A 21,816-nucleotide genomic window follows, 5' to 3' on the forward strand; every position below is an offset into this window, starting at 1 on the left:
GATCTTTACATCTTGATGTTGGCGATTAAAATCTTCATTCATTTCAGTTATCCGAACTGCTGCAAAACCTTGTTGAGAAAACGGAGTGTGATCGCCACCGCGTAAATAACGATCTCTTCTGTAAATCAGTTTTACTTCTAATTGGTCTACATATCGTTCTGCAACTTCTTTAATATATCTAGCTGCTTGACGAGCTTTTCCATCATTTTCAGTTCCAGCAGCTATTCTAGCCGCAGCCTGAGCTGGTGTTTCTAAAGCAGAAACTCCTTCGCTGAAAACACGTACACTTTTATTGTCTTTCAAATCGGTTTCCATACCGTATGAATTGCCAACAATATCATTATTCATTAATAAATGAACATTCCAACCTTCTTCTTTAGCTCGTTTAGCCAAATTTGTTGCGCCATATAAACCTTGTTCCTCACCTACCATTGCGATAAAAACCAATGTGCAATTAAACTTTTGCTTGCTCATTACTCGGCACATTTCTAGTACAGCGGCTACGCCGGATGCATCATCATTTGCGCCAGGAGCAAAATCTTTAATATTCATTACATCAGTAACTCTCGAATCATAATGACCAGAAACTAGCAGCATTCTTTTATCGTTTGTATCTGTTCCTGGTAAAACAGCTATAACATTCTTCAATACAACTGGCGCTGTAATTCTTCTGCCATCCGCAGCTTGAGTAAAAGTGTCATAAGAAACCTGCAATCTGCCACCGCCCGCCGCTCCATATTTTTCAAACTCACTTTTAATCCATTTTCTAGCAGCTCCAATACCTGTGGTTTTACTTAAGGTATCACTTAAAGTATGTCTGGTTTGAAACGAAACTAATTTTTTAATGATTTGCTCTAAATTAGATGATGAAACTTCATTTACCATAGTGGTAATATTTGCATCTCTAGTTATAGTTTTTTGTGCAACCGACTTTTCTGATAAAAGGATAACGAATAAGGATAAAAGAGCTAAGTATTTCATTCTAATCATAATACAGCATGTAAAAATGTGAATAGAAAGGTACAATTATTTATCATTAACTGTAAATTCACCATAATAATGATACTTAACTAACTATTATGATGAAAAAATTTACTTTTAGTGCATTAGCCATAGGCTTATGCTTTTCTGCATTTGCGCAAGAGCCTGTTAATACAGCTATTGTTCAAAAAATTAGAACCGAAGGCTTAGAGAAATCTAAAGCGATGGATATTGCCTTCCATATTACAGATGTTTCTGGACCACGTTTATCTAACTCGCCTGGCTTAAAAAGAGCACAAGATTGGGCAGTTAAGTACATGAAAGAAATGGGCTTAAAAAATGTTCATTTAGAGGCTTGGGGAGATTTTGGTAAGGGTTGGCAAGTAGATAAATTTTATGCAGCCACCACACTACCTTATTATCATGCCATTATTGCTTCACCAAAAGCATGGACGCCTGGAACAAATGGTTTAATTAAATCTGATGTTGTTTTAATTAAAGCCGATACGATTACTGATTTAGCAAAATACAAAGGCAAATTAGCTGGTAAAATTGTAATTCTAGATCAAGGAGCACCAATTCGTAGCAATGACAAACCTGAGTTATTAAGATCAACTGATGAACAATTAGCAGAAATGGCTGCTGCACAACCACAAGCTGCTGGTGCTGGTGGTAGACCACAACGTGGTGGTGCACCTGGAGCTGGTAATAACCAAAGAGCTGCAATGATGAGACAATTCGCTATACGTGCAGCGTTAGATAGTATGTTATTAGCCGAAAAAATCGGATTAAAATTAACACAAGCTAGAGGTAGTTATGGAACTTTCTTTACCAGCAATGGCGCTTCATATAAGTTAGACGCTAAACCTGTTTCTCCTGAATTAGAAGTTGCTGGCGAAGATTATTTACACATTTTACGTTTATTACGTGGTGGAGAAAAAGTAGAAATGGAAGCTGACATCAAAACTTCATTTTACGATAAAGATCCAAAAGGATATAACGTAATCGGCGAAATTCCCGGAACAGATCCTAAATTAAAAGATGAAATTGTAATGCTTGGTGGTCATTATGACTCATGGCATGCTGGAACTGGCGCTACGGATAATGCTGCAGGTTCTACTGTAATGATTGAAGCAATGCGTATTTTAAAAGCAATTGATTTTAAACCAAAACGTACTATTCGCATTGCATTGTGGAGTTCTGAAGAGCAAGGTTTATTTGGTTCAAGAGGATATGTTGCTGAACATTTTGGTACGCCAGCATCTCCGGCAAGACCAGCAACTGCAACTACTCCAGAAATTGCTGCAAAAGAATTGGCACTAAAACCAGGACATGAAAAATTAAGTGCTTATTACAATTTAGACAATGGTACTGGAACTATTCGTGGCGTTTATTTGCAAGGTAATGCTGCTGTAAAAGACATTTTCAAAAGCTGGTTAACTCCTTTTGAAGATTTAGGTGCAAAAACAATTACGATTGGTAATACAGGTGGTACAGATCACTTAGCTTATGATGCTATTGGTTTACCAGGCTTTCAGTTTATTCAAGATCCTATGGATTACAACACACGTACTCACCACTCTAATATGGATACCTATGATCGTTTAGTGGAAGATGATTTGAAAAAATCTGCAACAATTGTAGCTTCTTTCGTTTACCATACTTCTGAAAGAGCAGAAAAATTACCACGAAAATAATAGCAATCTCTAGCTATATTAAAAAAGCCTCCAAATTTTGGAGGCTTTTTTAACTACTAACTATTTGTTTAACGCCTTATATCGTTCGCCATATATTACAGCTTGTCCTTGATCTGTGAGCACAGTTACTCCCATTAAATCGTAGCTATTTACTGGATAATTACCATTTTTCCCATCTAAGTATTGAATGAGTAAGGTATATTGATATCTTCCATTAATTCCTTCCGTTTTTCTTATCACGCCTTTTGCGTCACAATCAATCCAATATTTTATGGAGATTGGAGGAACCATATGTGGTTGAAAAGATCCTGTTCCATCTGCGTTTAATACAACTTTCGGTTCTCCTTTCTTTTCATATAGATATTCTCCAATAATTTCCTTCGGGATTTTCTTACTAACTGTATATTTTGTGCCTTTTAAATCAATTGATATGACATCATTTTGAGCAAAAGCAAAGCCTAAAGAAAGTATGAAGGCTAATAAAGTGAGGGCAATTTTTTTCATTATGATTTACTATTAAAAAATTAATAATACTTAAAATGGATGTTTAGAAAGCATTACAATCAATACTTTTCCATTGTTGTGTTAACTGAGTAATTTGTGATTTTGTAGCAGCATCACATTTTTCAAACTTTTTAATTAAATCCAGCGAAGCTGTTTTTAAAATGTTGCAATTACTCTTTGTAGGGCTATTGCCAAAAGTTACTGCTTTATTATAATAAGCTTTTGATTCTGCATCACTAAAAGTACAGGCAGAAGATGTTACATCTTCTTCGGGTTTACACTTAGTAAACATGATTACTGTACAGAATAGAATTGCGATTTTGAGAGAGAAATTTTTCATTATTTTTTTAATTTGATGGTTACGTTTTAGGATTATTTAATAAAAAATTAAAATGTTAACTTATTAAATGAATTGACTGTCAATTCTATATCAAAAGAAGAAGATATAATACCAGCAAACAATACCTAAAAATGAGTATTTATTACTAATAGAAATATCTCAAAGGTTGGAGGTATTTCTTTAAACAGAGAGCATTCTTTCCTTAAATGCCCAAACTATCAACTGGTGCGAGTTCTTTACGCCTAATCTCTTCACCATATTGCGGCGATGCGTTTGTACTGTGAGTTCGCTAATAAACAATTGGCTCGCAATCTGTCTACTGTTATATCCCATACATACTAAGCGTAATATTTCTAATTCTCTTTGGGTAATTGAAGGATGTTCTTCAAATAAAATATTAATCGTCATGATCTTAATTTTAAAAATCTTGTGCATTTAATTTTTTAACGTTCTTGCTAACTAAATTACTTGTAACAAGTTTTTAAAAGCCACATTTATATAATAAGCTGTTTCAGATTGTTTATCAACAGCCAATCTGTCGTTATAAATATAGAATTGTATTGATTCTCCTGTTTTGAATTTTAATTGTAGTTGTAAAGTGATAAAACCCATAACCGAGGCTTTCATTTCCATTGCTTGACTTAAAAAAAGTTTTTCTACAGCAATTTGCGCATCTTTCCCTTTCATTGTTTTACTAGGCAAATCCATAGAGCGAAAGTCTTTTGGTGTAAATGATAGTTCTATAACATCTGATATTTCAAACTCTTTTCCTTGTACTTCAAATTTAATATTTGCCATTATGAATGAATGTGGTGTAGGTGCTGCGATTGGATCTGGTCTATGGGTCGGTGTAGCAGTTTGCATTACAGAGCCGTTTTCCCACCATGTCCTTTGTCCATTTGTGTATAGAAATCCCGTGCCACCTTGTACGGCTCTTCCAACTCGTCGAGCGATTGCATAAAGCAGGTCACTTCCTTGACTACCTTCGCCAGCATGGCATGCATAAAGTGCAATTGTAGTAATTGGAGAAGATATAAGACGATCTATCTCAGGCCCCCAATAAGATTCGGTCCATGTTAAAAGATATTTTTTAGCATCGTAAGCACCTGTTTGCCCACAACCTGTCTCAACTTGACCTGCATTACCATGGCCAGCAATAATGCAAGCACCTGTTGAGTTAAATATTGCTAAATCTGCTGGTGTTGTTTTCAATTTTACAGGAATAAGTAAATTATCAACTGCTTGAGCAGTGCTGCCATGTCTTTTTCCTTTCCAAAGCGTTGCAGACAATTTGTTTAAAGTGCCATCATCAGGTCCATTAGAGCAAGTATTTCTACCACCAATTCCTTTATCATTTGCTACAAAAGCGAATGATTCAATCGGCATTTTATGTATGCCCTTTTTTGAATTTTTTTTTTCCATGACTTATTTATTAATGATTTAAATTGATTCTTAATTGATCATTTTTAACAGTAGGCTTGTTTTAATAATCAAAACTACCATCATAAGTTTATAAGGTTTTGACAAGTAATACCCTAATTAATAAGGTATTTTTACGGTAATACAATAAAGCTATTTTACGGTTGTTAATGCGCTGATAATTAGTGAATTTTATAGCTAATAAATCAAACATTCATTTAAAAACTAATTACAATGAGTAATCAAAAACAAAATGACAAACAATCTAAATCTGCCGATATTGAATGGGCACAACAAATGGTTAGTGCCTTTAAAAAAGCAGAAAGAGGTAAAGCTGGTTATACACGCTCAGTCTGGTTTTCTATTCAACAAATGCAAAATTTAACAACAAGAATTGCAAACGAGCCTGATGCAGATGGTATAAGAATTTATTTTGGGAAGTATACGAAAGCGGTAATTGATAATGTCAATTCGAATTTACCTCTAGGTGAACCAAAAATACCTAGCACATATGTTGATCGTAATACTGTAATTTTTGTTTCAACAAAAACTACTAATGGTAGACCAAGGCAAGATTATGTTGAAAACGCACTTTTATCAGAGCCTCAGAATAGAGGTGCGCTTTGCCCGCCCGATACTGGTTGTGATTGTACCAGCGATATTATAGACCCTAATGATCCTGACACTAACTGCCCATGATTTCAATAATCAACATTATTATTGAGCTATTTTGTTTGACAATGGCTATAATCTTATTAAAAAAGGATGATTTATTATTCTCAAAATTAACAAAGGGTTATTTAGCTATTGTGGTAATTATCGAAACAATTGGGTTCTCAATGTCTAAAGGTTTTCATCTTAATAATGCATGGTTATATAATATTTTTATAGTTTTTGAAGCTGCATATATCTCCTACGGGCTATATGTGGCTTTAAAAAAGCTTACCGATAAAGCCTTAGTTATTTGCTCTATCCCTATAATTACATTTATAATCACTTATATATTTGAGGTTAATAATCATGGCTTTCTGAAATTTAATAGCTTAACTATAAATGTGGAATCCGTTCTTTTTGTAATTGTAAGTCTAATTTATTTTTATTTACTTATTAAATGCAAAGATCCAATAGACTTAAAAACCAATGCTCAATTTTGGTGGGTTTCTGCTGTGTTGTTCTATTATTTTGGCAGTACTATTTATAATTTATTTATTTACTTTTTATATCAAGATTTTCCAAAATCTTATGTTATTTTAATTTACGTCATGCTTATTTTAAATTTGCTATTATATAGCATTTGGATTTATTCTTTTATATGCAATTCACGCCAACGGAAGTTATTGTCATCATCATATTAGCAACTTTTATTTTCTTGTTGGCTCCATTATTTCTGTTAATTTATATAGGAGCATATAATGGGCGCAAGAAAAAGGATTTGGAAGAAAAGCGCAATATGCAATTAGAATTTGAAGCTGAACTTCTCAAAACACAAATAGAAGTACAAGAACAAACAATGCAAACCATAGCATCAGATTTGCACGATAATATTGGTCAATTACTAAGTTTAACAGCACTTACTTTAAGTTCAATCAATTTAAAAGAGCCACAAAAAATAGAGAAAAAAGTAGCTGAATCTATAGGCTTGGTAAATAGTTCTATTAAAGAATTAAGAGGTTTAGCGAAGCTGATGAATGGTGAGCTTATCGTTCAAACGGGCTTAGGAAAGGCGATTAAACAAGAAATCGATCGGTTAAAAAAGATAGGTAGTTATAAAATAAAAGTAAAGAACGAATTACTCGATAATGAAATTTCATCGCCAAACAAAGATCTTATTGTTTTACGATTGCTTCAAGAGATTATTAATAACATCATTAAACATGCGCAAGCATCGCATATAGAAATAGAAGTTTATATTCATAACGATTTACTTTATCTAACGGTAAAAGACAACGGCATTGGCTTTAATTATGAAACAGCAAAAACACAAAATAAAGGAATTGGTTTATCTTCAATCCATAATAGAATAAAAATGATTGAAGGCAAAATCACTATAAATTCAAATCCTAATTATGGAACTTTAACTACAATTGAAATTCCATATCCATAAAATTATGCTAGAGACTATCAATATAGCTGTTGTCGATGATCATACATTATTCCGTTCTGGACTTGCAAATTTATTATCAGAATTTGAGGAAATCAATGTGGTTATTGAGGCCCAAAATGGCTTAGATCTACAAGAGAAAATTAAAGCCTTTAAAGAAGTTCAAGTAGTTTTAATGGATATTAATATGCCAATTATGGATGGATATGCAACTACCAAATGGGTAAAAGAAAATTATTCGCAGGCTCATGTTTTAGCATTAAGTATGTTTGAGGATGAAAAAGCAATTATTGGAATGTTGAAAGCTGGAGCGGGTGGCTACATGCTAAAAGAATCAAAGCCATCTGAATTGTTAACTGCGATTAAAACAATTGCAGAAAAGGGATTTTACATTAACGATTTAGTATCAGGCAGATTATTAATTTCATTAAAAAATGAAAATACAAAACCCATATTTACTGAAAAAGAACTAATATTTCTTCAATATTGCAGTACCGAATTAACATACAAAGAAATCGCATCAGAAATGAATATTAGTCCACGAACGGTAGATAATTATCGGGAATCTCTTTTTGCAAAATTGAATATCAAATCAAGAACTGGTTTAGTGGTTTATGGCATAAAAAATAATTTAATTACAATCTGATATTGGTTAATTTAAATCAAACTCTTGGTGCCTATCTGGAATTTCTACATTCAAAAATCCTTTTGCAATTAATTTTTGTGCAAATATTTGTTGCACATCATACTCTCCATGTACTAAAAATACTTTTTTAACTTTTGCAGGGTCTTGGCAAGACATAAATCGAAGTAAATCTTCGTAATCGCCATGCGCACTCATAGATTGTATGCTTTGCACTTCTGCAATAACTTGAAATTCCTCACCGTAAATACTCACTTCTTTTGCGCCATTTTTTAATTGCCCACCTAAAGATTTTGGTTCACAATATCCAACCATCAAAATTGTATTCTTACTGTCGCTAATATTGTTTTTAATGTGATGTTTCACTCTTCCTGCTTCGGCCATGCCAGATGCTGAAATAATTATACATGGATCTGGATTGGAGTTTAACGATTTAGATTCTTCTGCATCTTCTACATAATGTAGGTTTTTAAAATCAAATGGCTCATTATCAACTTTTAAAGTAGCTAAAACATCTTGATTATATCCTTCGGCATGATTTTCAATTATTTGTGTAGCTTTTGCTGATAATGGGCTATCTACATATATTTTTACATCTGGCAATTTTCCTTCTAAACCTAGATTATTTAAAACGTATAAAATCTCTTGCGTTCTGCCTACGCTAAAAGCCGGAATAATTAATTTGCCTTTTTTCTGTACACAAGTTTTTAAAATAACAGCTAACAAAGCTTCCTTTGTTGGTTGCGCATCCTTGTGTAATTTATCACCATAGGTGGATTCTAATAAAATATAGTCGGCTTGTGGAAACTCTTGAGGAGATTTTAACAGCAAATCACCATATTGACCAACATCGCCACTAAAACTTAATTTTGTCGTTTCTCCATCTTCCACAATAGTTAAATGTACAGATGCACTACCAATTATATGCCCAGCATCAATAAACTGTACTGTAACGCCATCCATTAGTCTTGTTTCTGTGTGGTAATTAACAGCAACAAAGTAGTCCATCGCTTTTAACACATCTTCTTCCTCATACAGAGCTTCCTCCAAAGGCAAACCACGTTGTTTTAGCTTCTTATTTTTGTATTTTAAATCACCAGCTTGAATTTTAGCAGAATCTAATAACAATATTTTACTTAAATCTTTAGTGGCCGATGTGCCAAAAATCACTCCTTTAAATCCCTGCGCTATTAAACGTGGAATTAATCCGCTATGATCTATGTGGGCATGAGAAAGTACTAGAATGTCAACCTCATCAGCATTAAATCCGAAGTTTTTATTCAGTTCATCAGTTTCATATCCCATACCTTGAAACATGCCACAATCCAATAAAATTTTTTTCCCGTTGTTTAACGTAATTAAATGTTTGCTACCAGTAACGTTACGAGCTGCACCATGAAAGGCTATTTTCATATAGATGAAATTATTTTTTAATAATATAGAAAATAATTAACGAAATATTTTGAAAACTAAGATATTAGTTTTAAGTTTATGTAATATTATTTATATGTTAGGGCTTAAATAAACACTAACATCATTAAAATAGCGCTCAAACACTATAAAAACAACAATTATCATGGAAATAAAAGATTTAACAAAAGCAGAGGAGCAAATCATGCAAATTGTGTGGCAACTAGAGAATTCCTTTGTAAAGGAAGTAATGGATTATTTGCCAGAACCTAAACCTGCTTACAACACGGTTTCAACTATTATTAGAATTTTAGAAGTTAAAGGGTTTATTGGACATGAAGCTTTTGGAAAAGCTCATAAATATTACCCTTTAATAAGTAGAGAAGAATATAAGCGCCATGCAACAGAAAAACTACTTGGCAACTATTTCGAGAACTCTGTTGAAAGTATGTTCTCCTTTTTTGTGAAAGAAGAAAAATTGGATTTAAGTGATGTAGATGAAATTTTAAAAATGATCAACAAATTTAAAAACAAACCAAAATGAGTTGGGCGCATTATCTCTTACAAGTAAATATTTACTTGATTATATTTTATTGCTTCTATAAGTTACTTTTAGACAAGGAAACCTATTTTGTATTAAATCGGATATACCTTGTTTCATCAGGACTATTCTCTTTAGCTATACCTTTTTTAAGGTTCGAGCTATTTAGCGAAAAAGTAGTAAGCGATAAATTATATATCAGCGTAAGCGAGATAAATACCGTTGTAAATAATTACGCCATTTTGCCTCAAACGCAAGATCAATACGATTGGGGACGATTAATTGTGATTATTTACATTATCGGTGTATTTAGTTATTTGTTATATTTCGTGTATCAATTATTTGCGATTAGCACGTTATTTAGTAGAGCTAATGCAAACGATGCTTTTTCTTTTTTTCAACGAAAATCAGTTGCTGAAAATTTACCTGAAAGAGCTACAGTTGATTTACACGAAGATATTCATGTGAAGCAATTACACACCCTTGATGTCCTCTTCTTTGAGATTTTAGGAATAATTACTTGGTTTAATCCTGTTATCTATTTCTACAAAAAATCAATTAAAAATATTCACGAATATTTAGCTGATGAGGCTGCGGCTAAATTTCAGGGAGATAAAGAAACCTATGCGCTTTTGTTATTGAGTCAAGCTTTTGGCGTGCAGCCCAATACATTAACAAATGGTTTTTTCACTAAATCATTAATAAAAAAGAGGATTTTCATGCTGCATAAACAGCGCTCTAAAAAAACTGCTATTTTAAAATATGGTTTATTTGTGCCCTTGTTTGCATTAACACTTGTTTTATCGTCTGCCACAATTCGTAAAAACAATCAGATTTTAGCAGTAGCTGATCAAATCCCTTTAAATGATGCTAGTTCTGTAGTAAATCAGGTGATAAAAGCACCATTAAGCGTTGTAAATTTAGCACCCGCACAGAAGTTAGATCAAGTTCAAGTTCAAGATTTAGTGACCAAAAGCACGTTGGTTTATCCTCCAACTAGCGGTGATGACTTAGAAAAAGAAGAAGCAAATTCATGGAATAGTTTTTACAAATTTTTAGGTGATGGCATAAAATATCCTGCTGAAGCTGCTAAGAAAAAAATACAAGGAAATTTAGTAGTCAATTTCACTGTTAGTCGTGGTAAAGTAAATGATTTAGTAGTCCAAAATGAATTGGGTGGTGGTTGTGATGAAGAAGTTATACAGCAAATATCAAATTATGATGACTTTTTTCAAAAAGATGGTAATTACTGCTTAAAGGTTACTTTTAAATTAGAGGGAGCAGATACTCAATTTAAAAATGAAAATGCGACTAGTACAGAAGGCTATACTATTTTGCAAAACTTAGTTATAACGGGTTATGCCCCTAATGAAGAAACTACTGATAATAATATATACAGTTTTGTTGCGATGGAAACCCCTCCAAGTTATCCAGGTGGAGTTGGTGCCTTTTATAAATTTTTAAGCAACACTATAAAATATCCGCTATTAGCTAGCGATAATGAGATACAAGGGACTGTATATGTTTCTTTTACAGTAGAAAAAGATGGATCATTAAATGATATTAAAGTAGACCGAAAATTAGGTTACGGTACAGATGAAGAAGCGGTAAGGGTTTTAAAACTTTCTAAAAGATGGAATCCAGGAATGCAAAATGGACGAGTAGTTAGGGTAAAATATAATATTCCTATTAAGTTTTCATTTGCTGCAGAAAAACAAAGAACAAACTCAAACATTATCATTAAAAGCTATAACAGTGATAAAGCACCTCCTTTAGTAATTTTGGATGGAGAAATAAAAGAATCAAGTACTATAAAAGATTTAGATCCTAAAACAATAGCAGAAATTAGCGTTTTAAAAGGGGCAAGTGCTACCGCTTTATACGGTAAAAGTGGAGAAAATGGCGCCATACTTATTACATCCAAAAAGCTAAAGCCTCGCACTATAACAGCAACACTTATCAATAAGAATTAAATTAAATCACATATGAAAAAGTTAATTTATGTAGTAGTACTGGGCTTGGCATGCTCATTTCAGTCAGTTAATGCACAAGAAACTAGTACAGTTAAAGGAAAAATTGATTCACTAAAAGTCATAGGCTATAGTTCTACTATTAATATAACAGGCAACTCTAAAACAGATAGAACACCATTAGTTGTATTGGATGGTAAGATTATCGAATATAATTCGATGAATGCAATAGATCCAAATAAAATTGCAGTTATAAATATTTTAAAAGATGCTTCCGCTATAGCTCAATATGGAGAGTCAGCAAAAAATGGAGCAATTATTATTTCTACTAAAGATTATGTGCCAAACAATGATGTCAAAATAATTGGTTATGGCTCTAATCCAACTTTCATCATCCGTGATAAATTTGCTTTGGCTAATGAAGCTAATCGCCCCTTAGTTATTGTAAATGATGAAATTATTGGATATGATGGTATAAAAGGAATTGACCCAAATAAAATTCGATCTGTCAGTATTTTAAAAGATGTATCTGCTACTGCACTATACGGACAACCAGCAAAAAATGGAGTAATTATTATCTCTACTAAAGATTACGTACCCAAGAAAGCAATCAAATAAATCTCATAACTAAAAACTAAAATTATATGAAAAAGTTAATTTTCTCATCGCTGATAGCGGTGTTAGTGCTAAGCTTTTGCCAAAACAAAGCTATGGCTCAAGTAGAAGACAATACAGTTTACAACTTTGTTTCGATGGAAAATCCTCCTTCATATCCCGGTGGAATAGCAAGTTTCTATAAGTTTCTAGGAGATAATATAAAGTACCCTCAACAAGCTAAAGATGACAATGTGCAAGGAAATGTTTATGTTTCCTTTACTGTTGAAAAAGATGGTTCTTTAAATGACATTAAAGTTAATCGTAAACTAGGCGGTGGAACAGATGAAGAAGCAGTTAGAGTTTTAAAACTCTCTAAAAGATGGAATCCTGGTATGCAAAACGGTAAAGTGGTTAGAGTTAAATACAACATTCCGATTAAATTCTCTATTCCCGGCAAAAAACCTAATCCTAAAGTAGCTAAGCCATTTGATGGTTCTACTCAACCAGTTAACGAAAATACAGTTTACAGTTTTGTATCTATGGAAAATCCTCCTTCATACCCAGGTGGAATTGCAAATTTTTACAAGTTTATGGGAGAAAACGTGAAGTATCCTAAAGCTGCAATTGATAATAAAACAGAAGGAATTGTGTCTCTATCTTTTGTGGTTGAAAAAGATGGTTCCATAAGCGATATTAAAGCCGAACGCAAACTTGGCTCGGGAACTGACGAGGAAGCCATAAGAGTTTTGAAATTATCTAAAAAATGGAATCCAGGTCTATTAAATGGTCAGCCTGTAAAAGTTAAGTATAACATCCCAGTTCAATTTAAATTACCTAAATAATAAATACCATTTGATAATACTCCACAAAAAACCCCAACCTAATGGTCGGGGTTTTTCGTTTATTAAATCTCCTGTGTCTCGGACATTTAAATCTAGTAATTTTATAGGATAAAAACAAATTAGTTTTCAGTCAACAGTTTTAAGTTGTCAATTGATAGTTGCTAGCTGTTAGCTAATTACCCTTCTTCTTCGCTGATAAATTTAGCTGAATAATAATCTCTGTTCATACGAGCAATGTTCTCTAAAGAAATTCCTTTAGGACATTCTGCTTCACAAGCACCAGTATTAGTACAGTTACCAAAACCCTCAGCATCCATTTGTGCCACCATGTTTTGTACGCGTTTATATCTTTCTGGTTGTCCTTGAGGCAATAACGCCAATTGAGAAATTTTAGCAGAAACAAAAAGCATAGCTGATGCATTTTTACACGTAGCCACGCAAGCACCACAACCAATACAAGCCGCAGCTTCAAACGCTGCATCTGCTTGAGCTTTCGGAATTGGTAAATTGTTAGCGTCTTGTGCATTTCCTGTATTTACAGAAATAAATCCACCTGCTGCAATTACACGGTCAAATGCAGATCTATCTACTGTTAAATCTTTAATTACTGGAAAGGCCTTTGCTCTCCAAGGTTCGACTACAATCGTATCTCCATCTTTAAAAGAACGCATGTGTAACTGACAAGTTGTTACTGCGTCTTTCGGTCCGTGAGGGCGACCATTGATAAACATTGAACACATTCCGCAAATCCCTTCGCGACAATCGTGATCAAATACAATTGGCTCATCACCTTTAGTAATTAAATCTTCGTTTAAAACATCAAACATCTCTAAAAAAGACATATCAGGAGAAATATTAGACACTTTATAGTCTACCATTTTCCCTTTGTCTTTTGTGTTTTTCTGACGCCAAACTTTTAGCGTTAAGTTCATATTTCCTGTACTCATTGTATAGAGATTTAAGTTAAAAGCACTATGTACTTTTAACTATTTATAACTTCTTTGTGCTATTTTAATATTTTCAAACTTCAATTCTTCTTTATGAAGTTCAAAAGTTCCATCACCTTTATTTTCCCAAGCCGCTACGTATGCATAGTTTTCATCATCACGTAACGCTTCTCCCTCTTCGGTTTGATATTCTTCACGGAAGTGACCACCGCAGCTTTCATTACGATTTAATGCATCCATGCACATCAATTCTCCTAATTCGATAAAATCTGCAACACGGCCTGCTTTTTCTAATTCTGGGTTATATTCATCTGCTGATCCTGGCACACGAACATCACTCCAAAAGTCCTTTTTCAATTGTTGTATTTCAGCTATCGCTGATCTTAAACCTTCAGCATTACGAGCCATTCCACATTTATCCCACATAATTAAACCTAATTTTTTGTGGAAATAATCTACAGATTTAGTTCCTTTAACACCAATCAAAGTATCTAAAATTCCTTTTGCTTTGGCTTCTGCTTCAGCAAATGCTGGATGATCTGTTGGAATTGCTTTAACTGAAATCTCTTTTGATAAGTAAGCTCCGATTGTATAAGGAAGAACAAAATACCCATCGGCCAAACCTTGCATTAACGCCGATGCACCTAAACGATTCGCACCATGATCTGAGAACTTTGCTTCACCTGTACAATACAAACCTGGAACAGTTGTCATCAAGTTATAATCAACCCATAAACCACCCATAGTATAGTGAACCGCAGGGTAAATACGCATTGGTGTTTCATAAGGATTTTCACCAGTGATCTGCGCATACATATCGAACAGGTTACCGTATTTTTCCTTAATCACCTCTAAACCTAAACGCATACAGGTTTCCTTATCAGGATGATGATTACCAGCTTTTGAAGCTTCAATTCTACCGTAGCGTTCAGTATTTGCTTTAAAATCTAAATAAACAGCCAATTTTGAAGCACCAACTCCGTAACCTGCATCACATCTTTCTTTTGCAGCACGAGAAGCCACATCACGTGGAACCAAGTTACCAAAAGCAGGATAACGACGCTCTAAATAGTAATCTCTTTCCTCTTCAGGAATATCTTGAGGTTTACGTGTGTCATCTTTCATTTTTGGCACCCAAATACGTCCATCATTACGTAACGACTCAGACATTAAGGTTAATTTAGATTGATGATCTCCAGAAACTGGGATACACGTTGGGTGTATTTGAGTATAGCAAGGATTTGCAAAAAATGCACCTTGTTTATTCGCTTTCCAAGCCGCAGTTACGTTACTTCCCATTGCATTAGTAGACAAATAGAATACGTTTCCGTAACCACCAGTCCCTAAAACCACTGCATGACCAAAGTGACGTTCTAACTCACCAGTAATTAAGTTACGAGCGATAATACCACGAGCTTTACCATCAATTTTAACTACTTCAAGCATTTCATGGCGGGTAAACATTTCTACTTTTCCCCTTCCAATTTGACGCTCCAATGCCGAATACGCACCTAACAATAACTGTTGACCAGTTTGACCAGCTGCATAAAAAGTACGTTGAACTTGTGTACCACCGAATGAACGGTTATCTAACAAACCACCATATTCACGGGCTAAAGGAACCCCTTGAGCTACACATTGATCGATAATATTTGCACTTACTTCTGCTAAGCGGTAAACGTTTGCTTCACGAGAACGGTAATCTCCACCTTTAATGGTATCATAAAATAAACGATAGGTGCTATCGCCATCATTTTGATAATTTTTTGCGGCATTGATACCACCTTGAGCAGCAATAGAGTGCGCCCTACGTGGTGAATCTTGAAAACAGAAGCATTTCACTTTGTAACCCATTTCGGCCAAAGTTGCTGCAGCAGATGCCCCAGCTAAACCAGAACCTACTATAATCACTTCTAAAGTTCTTTTGTTCGAAGGATTAACCAAAGCCACAGACGATTTAAATTTCGTCCATTTAGTGGTTACATCTCCTTCTGGTATATTTGAATTTATTGCTGACATTATATATAGCTTTATTCGTTCAAAATTATTTTATAAACTCCAACCGAAATAAATTGCGATTGGCATTAAGGCAAAAAGTAAAGGAATAAGGATCGAAAACCAAACGCCGATTACTTTAATAATCGGAGTGTATTTTTTGTGGTTCCAACCCATAGTTTGAAATGTTGATGCAAAACCATGTAATAAGTGATAACCTAAAGACACCATGGCAAGCACATATAAAACAACTCGCGAAGGCTCACTAAATTTAGCATGCATTACCGCGTATAAGTCTTCATGTCCAGCTGCATCTAGCGGAGTCCCGCCATTAAATTGCTCAATACCTGTAAAACGTGAAACAATCCAAAAATCAGATAAATGCACAATTAAAAACACTAACAATAATGTACCAAGAAGGCCCATTGAACGAGAATACCATTTACTGTTAGCATTACCATCATTGTAAGCATATTTTACTGGTCTTGCAGCTTGATTTTCAAAAGTTAAACGAGCACCTTGAATAATGTGAAGCAATAAACCCAACATTAAAACAACTTCCATAGCTCTAATGATCCAATTGGTTGCCATAAAATGAGCACCTTCATTAAATAAAACTCCTGTTTTATCAAAAAATACAAAAGAATTTAGAAAACAGTGTACTACTAAAAAAGAGATTAGAAAAAGGCCTGTGATGCCCATTATTAGTTTTTTTCCTATAGATGAGGAAAAAGCATTTGCGATACTACCCATTAGCTTTTATTTTTTATTCAGTTAGTGCAAAAGTATTTAAAATATGAATTAAAATAGGAATGCTCGGCATAAAAAACCAATAAAGAAGCTATTTAGAAACGTTCTAAAAAAATTAGGCGAAAATTCGATGTTTATAACAGATCTAATCTTCTCATTTATAATTATTAAAGCACAAAAAAGGAGTGACATTTGATTGAAAATGACTTATAAGTTTAAAACAAATTATCCAAATTGTTGCTTTCATAATTTAGTATAATAGCCATTTGAATTAATCAATGCATTGTGGTTTCCTTCTTCCACAACTTTACCTTTGTGTAGTACAATTATCTTATCAGCTTTTGTTATTGTACTTAAGCGGTGGGCAATAATGATGATAGTTTTTTGCTGAGTCAATAAAAGTTTAATAGTACCTTGTACATAGAGCTCAGAAGCAGAATCTAATGAAGAAGTGGCTTCATCCAATATTAGAATTTCTGGATTGCGATATAAAGCTCTAGCTATAGCAATACGTTGCCGCTGACCGCCCGAAAGCGAGGTCCCATTTTCGCCTAAATAAGTCTTAAAACCTTCTGGCAAACTCTCTATGAATTCTATAATACCTAACTGGGTACAAATTTGAATAATGTGCTGTAAATCTGGCTCGTAATCGCCAATAGCAATATTGTCTATTACATTCCCAGCAAAAAGGTCTATTTGTTGTGGCACAACACTTAACAAAGTTCTTAAAGAGGCATTATTTAAATATTTGATAGCATTTTTACCAATAAAAATATTGCCATTCTGTACGGGATAAATATTTTGCAAAAGTGCCATTAAGGTGCTTTTGCCCGAACCACTTTCACCAACTATTGCAGTAAATTTTCCCGCTTCAACATTCAAGTTCAAATCATCAAAAACATTAACTCTCGTACCATATCTAAAACCTACATTTTCGAATCTGATATCTCCAATAATCTCTTTCGTTAGTTCAATATTATTGGTATCATTTTCAATTTCCAAATCCATAATCTCAAAAAGCCTATCTGCCGAAATTACAGCATCTTGTATTATTTTATTTGCTCCTATTAATGAAGCTGCCGGGCCAGTAAAATATCCAATTAATGTATAAAAAGAGAAAAGTTCTCCTGGTGTAATTTGATTGTCCAACACATAACCTGCGCCAACCCACAACAACACAATTGTTAACATCTGTGCTATCAACTCTGTTGATGTTCCAGAAAAAACTGAATTTAAGCCAGATTTATAAATCGTTTTTAAGAGCTGGATAAATCGTGTTTCAGTTTTGGTATTCGTATATTCCTCTAACCCGAATCTTTTTATTGTACTTACAGCATTTAAACTTTCTACCAATTGTGCTTCAAGTTCGGCGCTTTCTTCCATCAACTTGCGTTGTATTTTTTTGTTCAGCTTATTGGTAATAAAAAAAATAATAAGGTATAATGGAATAACGGTTAGCATTAACAAAGCCAGTTTCCAGTAATAGGTGAACATTAGTGCAAATGCAAAAATTACTATAAACACATTTACAGCAAGGCTGATGGAAACATCATTAATAAAAGCCCTTATTTTTACCGCATCATTTACTCTGGAAATAATTTCGCCAACACGCATGGTATCAAAAAAGTGTTGGGGTAGTTTTAAAAGGTGTTTATAATAACCCAATATCAAGCGAGCATCAATTTGTTGCCCTGTTCGCATAGTGAAAATGGTTTTGGTGGTTCCTATAAAAAGTTGTAGCAACAAAATTCCAATCATGATTATACTCAATAGATTGAGTAGGCTTCTGTTACCATTTACCAAAACATAATCTGTAATTTTTTGCACAAAAATAGAAGTGCTTAAACCCAGTAAGGTATAAACAAATGCACCAAATAATGCTTGTATTGCAACGCTTTTATGTGGTTTTAACAATTGCCAAAAACGTTGCTCTACATTTACTTTCTCATTCCCTTTGGTAAATGTAACACCTGGTAGTAGCAACACCAATACGCCTGTCCACTCTGCAGTAAATTCTGTAAGATTTTTTTTGTGCATTTTTCCATCTGCAGGATCCATTAATTGGATATAGGTATTAGTAACTTTATAAATAACAACATAATGATGTAATTGCTGTTTAATAACTAAATGAGTAATAGCAGGTAATGGAATTTTGTTTAAACTATCTAATGTTCCTTTAACACCTTTTGCCTCAAAGCCCAGTTTATTTGCTGCTTCTATTAAACCTAAAACATTTGTTCCTTTTTTATCTGTATTGGCTAATTGCCTAATTTTGGCAACGGGAAGATTTAGCTTATAGTTTGCTGCAATAGAGGCCAAACAGGCTGCTCCGCAATCTGTTATATCGCGTTGTTTTATTAACATGAATTGAAATTTAATTGATAAGCGAGATGGCCTATATTGATGTTTTTAAGATACACTTGGATTTAACCAATCATCAACCTTATCATAAAGTAGTTGATAAAAAGAGCGCTTAGCTATTGTAAAATTCGCATTAAATGTCATTCCTTTTTTAACGTAGCCTTTATATCCATTTTTAAGCTGAAGAAAATTTTTATCGAGTTTACACTTCACTCTAAAATAAGGGGTTTGTTCTAGCATAACAATGTCATTGCTTATATCTATTACCTTGCCTAAAAGCATGCCCCATTGATTGTAATTAAAAGCTTCTAATTGACATCTAACTTCTTGCCCATTTTTAATTAGACCAATATCTGCAGGTTTAACATAGCAGAATGCCAACAGCGCACTATCTGGACTAATTTCGCCTAATTTTTGGTTGGCATAAACATAGGTGCCCGCTTCTACACCAGTTAAGTTTTGCAATGAGCCAGTTATGGTAGCTCTCAATATATATTGTTTTTCTTGCTCGTTTAATTGTGCTTTTTGATTCTTCAAATCTCTTAAATCGTTACGGTATTGGTTGGCATCTGTTTGCCATTGGTTTTTATATTTCTTGCCCACCATTTGCTCGTCGCTAAGGGCTTGATCATAATTAAACTTATACTGTTCGTATTCTGCTTGTGTAACTACTTTTTTGTTGTATAAAATTTGGTAACGTTTGTAAATACGTTCTGCTTGCTGAGTAGTATTTGTAGCATTTTTCAATTGTTCTTGATATTGTTGTAAGCTTGCTTGGTATAAACCAGTTTTCAATTGAAAATTTTCAGTTCGCAGTTCTTGATCAATTACGCTTATCAGTTTCTCTGCATCTTGCAATTGTTGTTGTAACTGTTTAACATGATCATTTAATAAACCATTTTGTTGGTTTGGTAAAGCTGCATCTATAACTAACAAGGTAGCTCCCTTTTTTACCTTTTGGTTGTCTTTTAAATTTACACTAAATAAACGCCCATTGGCGGGTGCTAATAACTCTGTTTTTTCTACATTACTTTGCATTAAACCTTGCCCTTTTACACTAACTGTTGTATATAAAAATGGTAAGCTAGCTATGCTAAAAACTACAGCAAGTAAAGTTGCAGTGTAAATTAGTTGGCTATGAATTCGGATTTGATGCAAGTGAACTAATGAAGTATTTTGTAAATTAGTTTCTGCTAAAAATGACATAAATCAAGGTTGATGAGTAATACTTGAGGTACACGAATCGATTATTTAAAAAGGAGTACTATTTTATGTACTTTTTTGCAAATTCTTTACCCTCAAAAGATTGCTTGACTCTATCAGATAAACCATTAAATAACGCTACAATATCAATATCATATAGCTTATTTGAATATTTAGCAACGTAATCTATAGCCTTTAAGCAAAGTATGGAGAAAAGAGAATCGAGATGGTTATTTATAAAAGTTAGATATGAACCTTCTCTAAGTTCCTTTTGTAAAATAACATTTTCTGCATTTAACTTGCCACCATGTACAATGGATTGATTTAATGGAGATTTGAAATCTATGTGCAAACTGTCTTCTAATATAAACAGTATCTTCTCATTAATATAAAATTCAGAATCCATTTTCATATCATCGAAATCTTTGAGAGATATTTTGTCGTTTTTCCCTAAAAAAATAATACCAGAACTAAATGAACGGCCCTTTCGATCTATATCTCCTTTTATCAAAAACTGATTATCTATTATGGGAAGAACTAATAATTCTTCTGGTTTATCATCAACTTTCTGTGTATATAAATAAACAAATTTGTTTTCTTGTTCTTTATCAAAGTTTCCTTTAATAATGTAAGACAATTTTTGGGCATAAAGCAACTGTGGAATTAATAGAATTAAAAACAGGAATTTAAACATAAGACTTTAATATATTTAATAATTAATTAATACCTAGCTATATCATAGCTAGGTATTATGATTTAACTATGGATTAGCCCATACACTCATCCACGCCGAAAGTGCAGATTCTCTTTCGTATGTATCTTCAATAGCCATAATGTCGTTATAACCCATTAACCATTCAATTCCTGGGCAGCCACCCCCATCAGTTTTTCTCATTTCATCGTTGTTCAATTCTACAACGCCAAAGCTCTGTAATTCTAATTTTTTCATCTTAGTTTTCATTTTAGATTTATAAAGTCTAACCATCTCTTTGGGTTAGGGAAAACTAAAGTATTAGGCATTGTGAGTATTTCCAAATTTTTGGGGTTGATAAAATATCAACCTGAAAAAAATTAAATTAATAATAAAAATGTTATTTTAGTAAATCTCAAAAGATAATTCATCCCTAGTATTATTAGTTGTTATAGGAATAAACGCTATAGGATGAATAACATAGGGGATAACATTAGAAAATTAAGGATACTGTTTGATTTTAAGCAGGATGCAATGGCAAAGCTAATTGGCATTTCTGTAAATAGTTACGGTAAAATAGAACGCAATGAAGTTCTGATAAGCCAGGAGAGGTTAGCTCAAATAGCGAATGTACTAGGAATAGAACCTGCATATATTACAAACTTAAATGATGTTGTAAATACTTTAAAATCCCCCCAAAAAGAGAATAATAGTAGTGCACAAAATAATTAATCTGAATATAATATATTCATTTAATTATTAAAGCATAAAAAAAAGGGAGCGGCATCCACCACTCCCCATTATTATAACATGTATATTAATTT

Annotated in this window: 23 protein-coding genes; 10 read left to right on the plus strand and 13 right to left on the minus strand. The window is 33.4% G+C overall.

Annotated features, from left to right (window positions below; translation table 11 throughout):
- Positions 1-981, minus strand: a 981-nt coding sequence (locus WC622_RS09150; protein ID WP_372819386.1) for a M20/M25/M40 family metallo-hydrolase, incomplete at its 3' end; no start/stop codon positions are given.
- 98 nt (positions 982-1,079) lie between these two features.
- On the opposite strand from WC622_RS09150, the gene WC622_RS09155 reads away from it, so the two are divergent.
- Entirely contained in the window at positions 1,080-2,678 is a 1,599-nt protein-coding gene (locus tag WC622_RS09155; RefSeq protein ID WP_372819388.1) for a M20/M25/M40 family metallo-hydrolase, read from the plus strand.
- Positions 2,679-2,738: 60 nt separating this feature from the next.
- Here WC622_RS09155 and WC622_RS09160 read toward each other — a convergent pair whose 3' ends face one another.
- The 4 genes from WC622_RS09160 to WC622_RS09175 form a co-directional block, all read right to left on the minus strand.
- Positions 2,739-3,182 carry a hypothetical protein gene (locus WC622_RS09160; protein ID WP_372819389.1) on the minus strand — a complete coding sequence of 148 codons (444 nt, stop codon included), beginning with the start codon at positions 3,180-3,182 and terminating at the stop codon, positions 2,739-2,741.
- Positions 3,183-3,225: 43 nt separating this feature from the next.
- Positions 3,226-3,522, minus strand: a complete 297-nt coding sequence (locus tag WC622_RS09165) for a hypothetical protein (protein ID WP_372819390.1) — start codon at positions 3,520-3,522, stop codon at positions 3,226-3,228.
- Positions 3,523-3,702: 180 nt separating this feature from the next.
- On the minus strand, positions 3,703-3,957 hold the full coding sequence (locus WC622_RS09170; RefSeq protein WP_372819391.1) for a response regulator transcription factor: 255 nt from the start codon (positions 3,955-3,957) through the stop codon (positions 3,703-3,705).
- Between the two features lie 24 nt (positions 3,958-3,981).
- On the minus strand, positions 3,982-4,944 hold the full coding sequence (locus WC622_RS09175; RefSeq protein ID WP_372819392.1) for a hypothetical protein: 963 nt from the start codon (positions 4,942-4,944) through the stop codon (positions 3,982-3,984).
- Positions 4,945-5,175: 231 nt separating this feature from the next.
- Between WC622_RS09175 and WC622_RS09180 the strand changes: the two genes are divergently transcribed.
- Genes WC622_RS09180 through WC622_RS09195 form a run of 4 tightly spaced genes read left to right on the plus strand, consistent with a single transcriptional unit; the run spans position 5,176 to position 7,688 of the window.
- Positions 5,176-5,640, plus strand: a complete 465-nt coding sequence (locus WC622_RS09180) for a hypothetical protein (RefSeq protein WP_372819393.1) — start codon at positions 5,176-5,178, stop codon at positions 5,638-5,640.
- A gap of 41 nt (positions 5,641-5,681) precedes the next feature.
- Positions 5,682-6,296 carry a hypothetical protein gene (locus tag WC622_RS09185; protein ID WP_372819394.1) on the plus strand — a complete coding sequence of 205 codons (615 nt, stop codon included), beginning with the start codon at positions 5,682-5,684 and terminating at the stop codon, positions 6,294-6,296.
- Positions 6,254-7,045 carry a sensor histidine kinase gene (locus WC622_RS09190; RefSeq protein WP_372819395.1) on the plus strand — a complete coding sequence of 264 codons (792 nt, stop codon included), beginning with the start codon at positions 6,254-6,256 and terminating at the stop codon, positions 7,043-7,045. Before WC622_RS09185 ends, WC622_RS09190 begins: the two co-directional genes overlap by 43 nt.
- A gap of 4 nt (positions 7,046-7,049) precedes the next feature.
- Positions 7,050-7,688 (plus strand): response regulator, encoded by a 639-nt coding sequence (locus WC622_RS09195; RefSeq protein ID WP_372819396.1) that lies wholly within the window; start codon positions 7,050-7,052, stop codon positions 7,686-7,688.
- A gap of 6 nt (positions 7,689-7,694) precedes the next feature.
- Here the strand turns inward: WC622_RS09195 and WC622_RS09200 are convergent, their stop codons facing one another.
- A complete protein-coding gene (locus tag WC622_RS09200) occupies positions 7,695-9,098 on the minus strand; it encodes an MBL fold metallo-hydrolase RNA specificity domain-containing protein (RefSeq protein WP_372819397.1) in 1,404 nt (467 codons plus the stop codon).
- Positions 9,099-9,261: 163 nt separating this feature from the next.
- Between WC622_RS09200 and WC622_RS09205 the strand changes: the two genes are divergently transcribed.
- Genes WC622_RS09205 through WC622_RS09220 form a run of 4 tightly spaced genes read left to right on the plus strand, consistent with a single transcriptional unit; the run spans position 9,262 to position 13,045 of the window.
- Positions 9,262-9,639, plus strand: a complete 378-nt coding sequence (locus WC622_RS09205) for a BlaI/MecI/CopY family transcriptional regulator (RefSeq protein WP_372819398.1) — start codon at positions 9,262-9,264, stop codon at positions 9,637-9,639.
- Positions 9,636-11,609: a TonB family protein gene (locus tag WC622_RS09210; RefSeq protein WP_372819399.1), complete on the plus strand. Its 1,974-nt coding sequence runs from the start codon at positions 9,636-9,638 to the stop codon at positions 11,607-11,609. Before WC622_RS09205 ends, WC622_RS09210 begins: the two co-directional genes overlap by 4 nt.
- A 12-nt stretch (positions 11,610-11,621) precedes the next feature.
- Positions 11,622-12,224 carry a TonB-dependent receptor plug domain-containing protein gene (locus WC622_RS09215; RefSeq protein ID WP_372819400.1) on the plus strand — a complete coding sequence of 201 codons (603 nt, stop codon included), beginning with the start codon at positions 11,622-11,624 and terminating at the stop codon, positions 12,222-12,224.
- Positions 12,225-12,250: 26 nt separating this feature from the next.
- Positions 12,251-13,045, plus strand: coding sequence for an energy transducer TonB (locus tag WC622_RS09220; protein ID WP_372819401.1), 795 nt, complete (start codon positions 12,251-12,253; stop codon positions 13,043-13,045).
- A gap of 176 nt (positions 13,046-13,221) precedes the next feature.
- Here the strand turns inward: WC622_RS09220 and WC622_RS09225 are convergent, their stop codons facing one another.
- The 7 genes from WC622_RS09225 to WC622_RS09255 form a co-directional block, all read right to left on the minus strand.
- Entirely contained in the window at positions 13,222-13,992 is a 771-nt protein-coding gene (locus WC622_RS09225; protein ID WP_372819402.1) for a succinate dehydrogenase/fumarate reductase iron-sulfur subunit, read from the minus strand.
- Between the two features lie 39 nt (positions 13,993-14,031).
- The gene (locus WC622_RS09230; RefSeq protein ID WP_372819403.1) at positions 14,032-16,011 is read right to left on the minus strand and encodes a fumarate reductase/succinate dehydrogenase flavoprotein subunit; all 1,980 of its coding nucleotides are present in this window, start codon (positions 16,009-16,011) and stop codon (positions 14,032-14,034) included.
- Positions 16,012-16,041: 30 nt separating this feature from the next.
- Complete coding sequence (locus WC622_RS09235) at positions 16,042-16,740, minus strand: succinate dehydrogenase cytochrome b subunit (RefSeq protein WP_372819404.1); 699 nt, start codon at positions 16,738-16,740, stop codon at positions 16,042-16,044.
- 240 nt (positions 16,741-16,980) lie between these two features.
- Entirely contained in the window at positions 16,981-19,101 is a 2,121-nt protein-coding gene (locus WC622_RS09240; protein WP_372819405.1) for a peptidase domain-containing ABC transporter, read from the minus strand.
- A gap of 45 nt (positions 19,102-19,146) precedes the next feature.
- A complete protein-coding gene (locus tag WC622_RS09245) occupies positions 19,147-20,304 on the minus strand; it encodes an HlyD family secretion protein (RefSeq protein ID WP_372819406.1) in 1,158 nt (385 codons plus the stop codon).
- A 58-nt stretch (positions 20,305-20,362) separates the two neighbouring features.
- The gene (locus WC622_RS09250; protein ID WP_372819407.1) at positions 20,363-20,995 is read right to left on the minus strand and encodes a hypothetical protein; all 633 of its coding nucleotides are present in this window, start codon (positions 20,993-20,995) and stop codon (positions 20,363-20,365) included.
- A gap of 66 nt (positions 20,996-21,061) precedes the next feature.
- On the minus strand, positions 21,062-21,250 hold the full coding sequence (locus WC622_RS09255; protein WP_372819408.1) for a hypothetical protein: 189 nt from the start codon (positions 21,248-21,250) through the stop codon (positions 21,062-21,064).
- A gap of 213 nt (positions 21,251-21,463) precedes the next feature.
- On the opposite strand from WC622_RS09255, the gene WC622_RS09260 reads away from it, so the two are divergent.
- The gene (locus tag WC622_RS09260) at positions 21,464-21,724 is read left to right on the plus strand and encodes a helix-turn-helix domain-containing protein (protein ID WP_372819409.1); all 261 of its coding nucleotides are present in this window, start codon (positions 21,464-21,466) and stop codon (positions 21,722-21,724) included.
- Positions 21,725-21,816 lie beyond the last annotated feature (92 nt).

It is taken from the genome of Pedobacter sp. (assembly GCF_041662865.1).
In the GTDB taxonomy this organism is placed as follows: domain Bacteria; phylum Bacteroidota; class Bacteroidia; order Sphingobacteriales; family Sphingobacteriaceae; genus Pedobacter.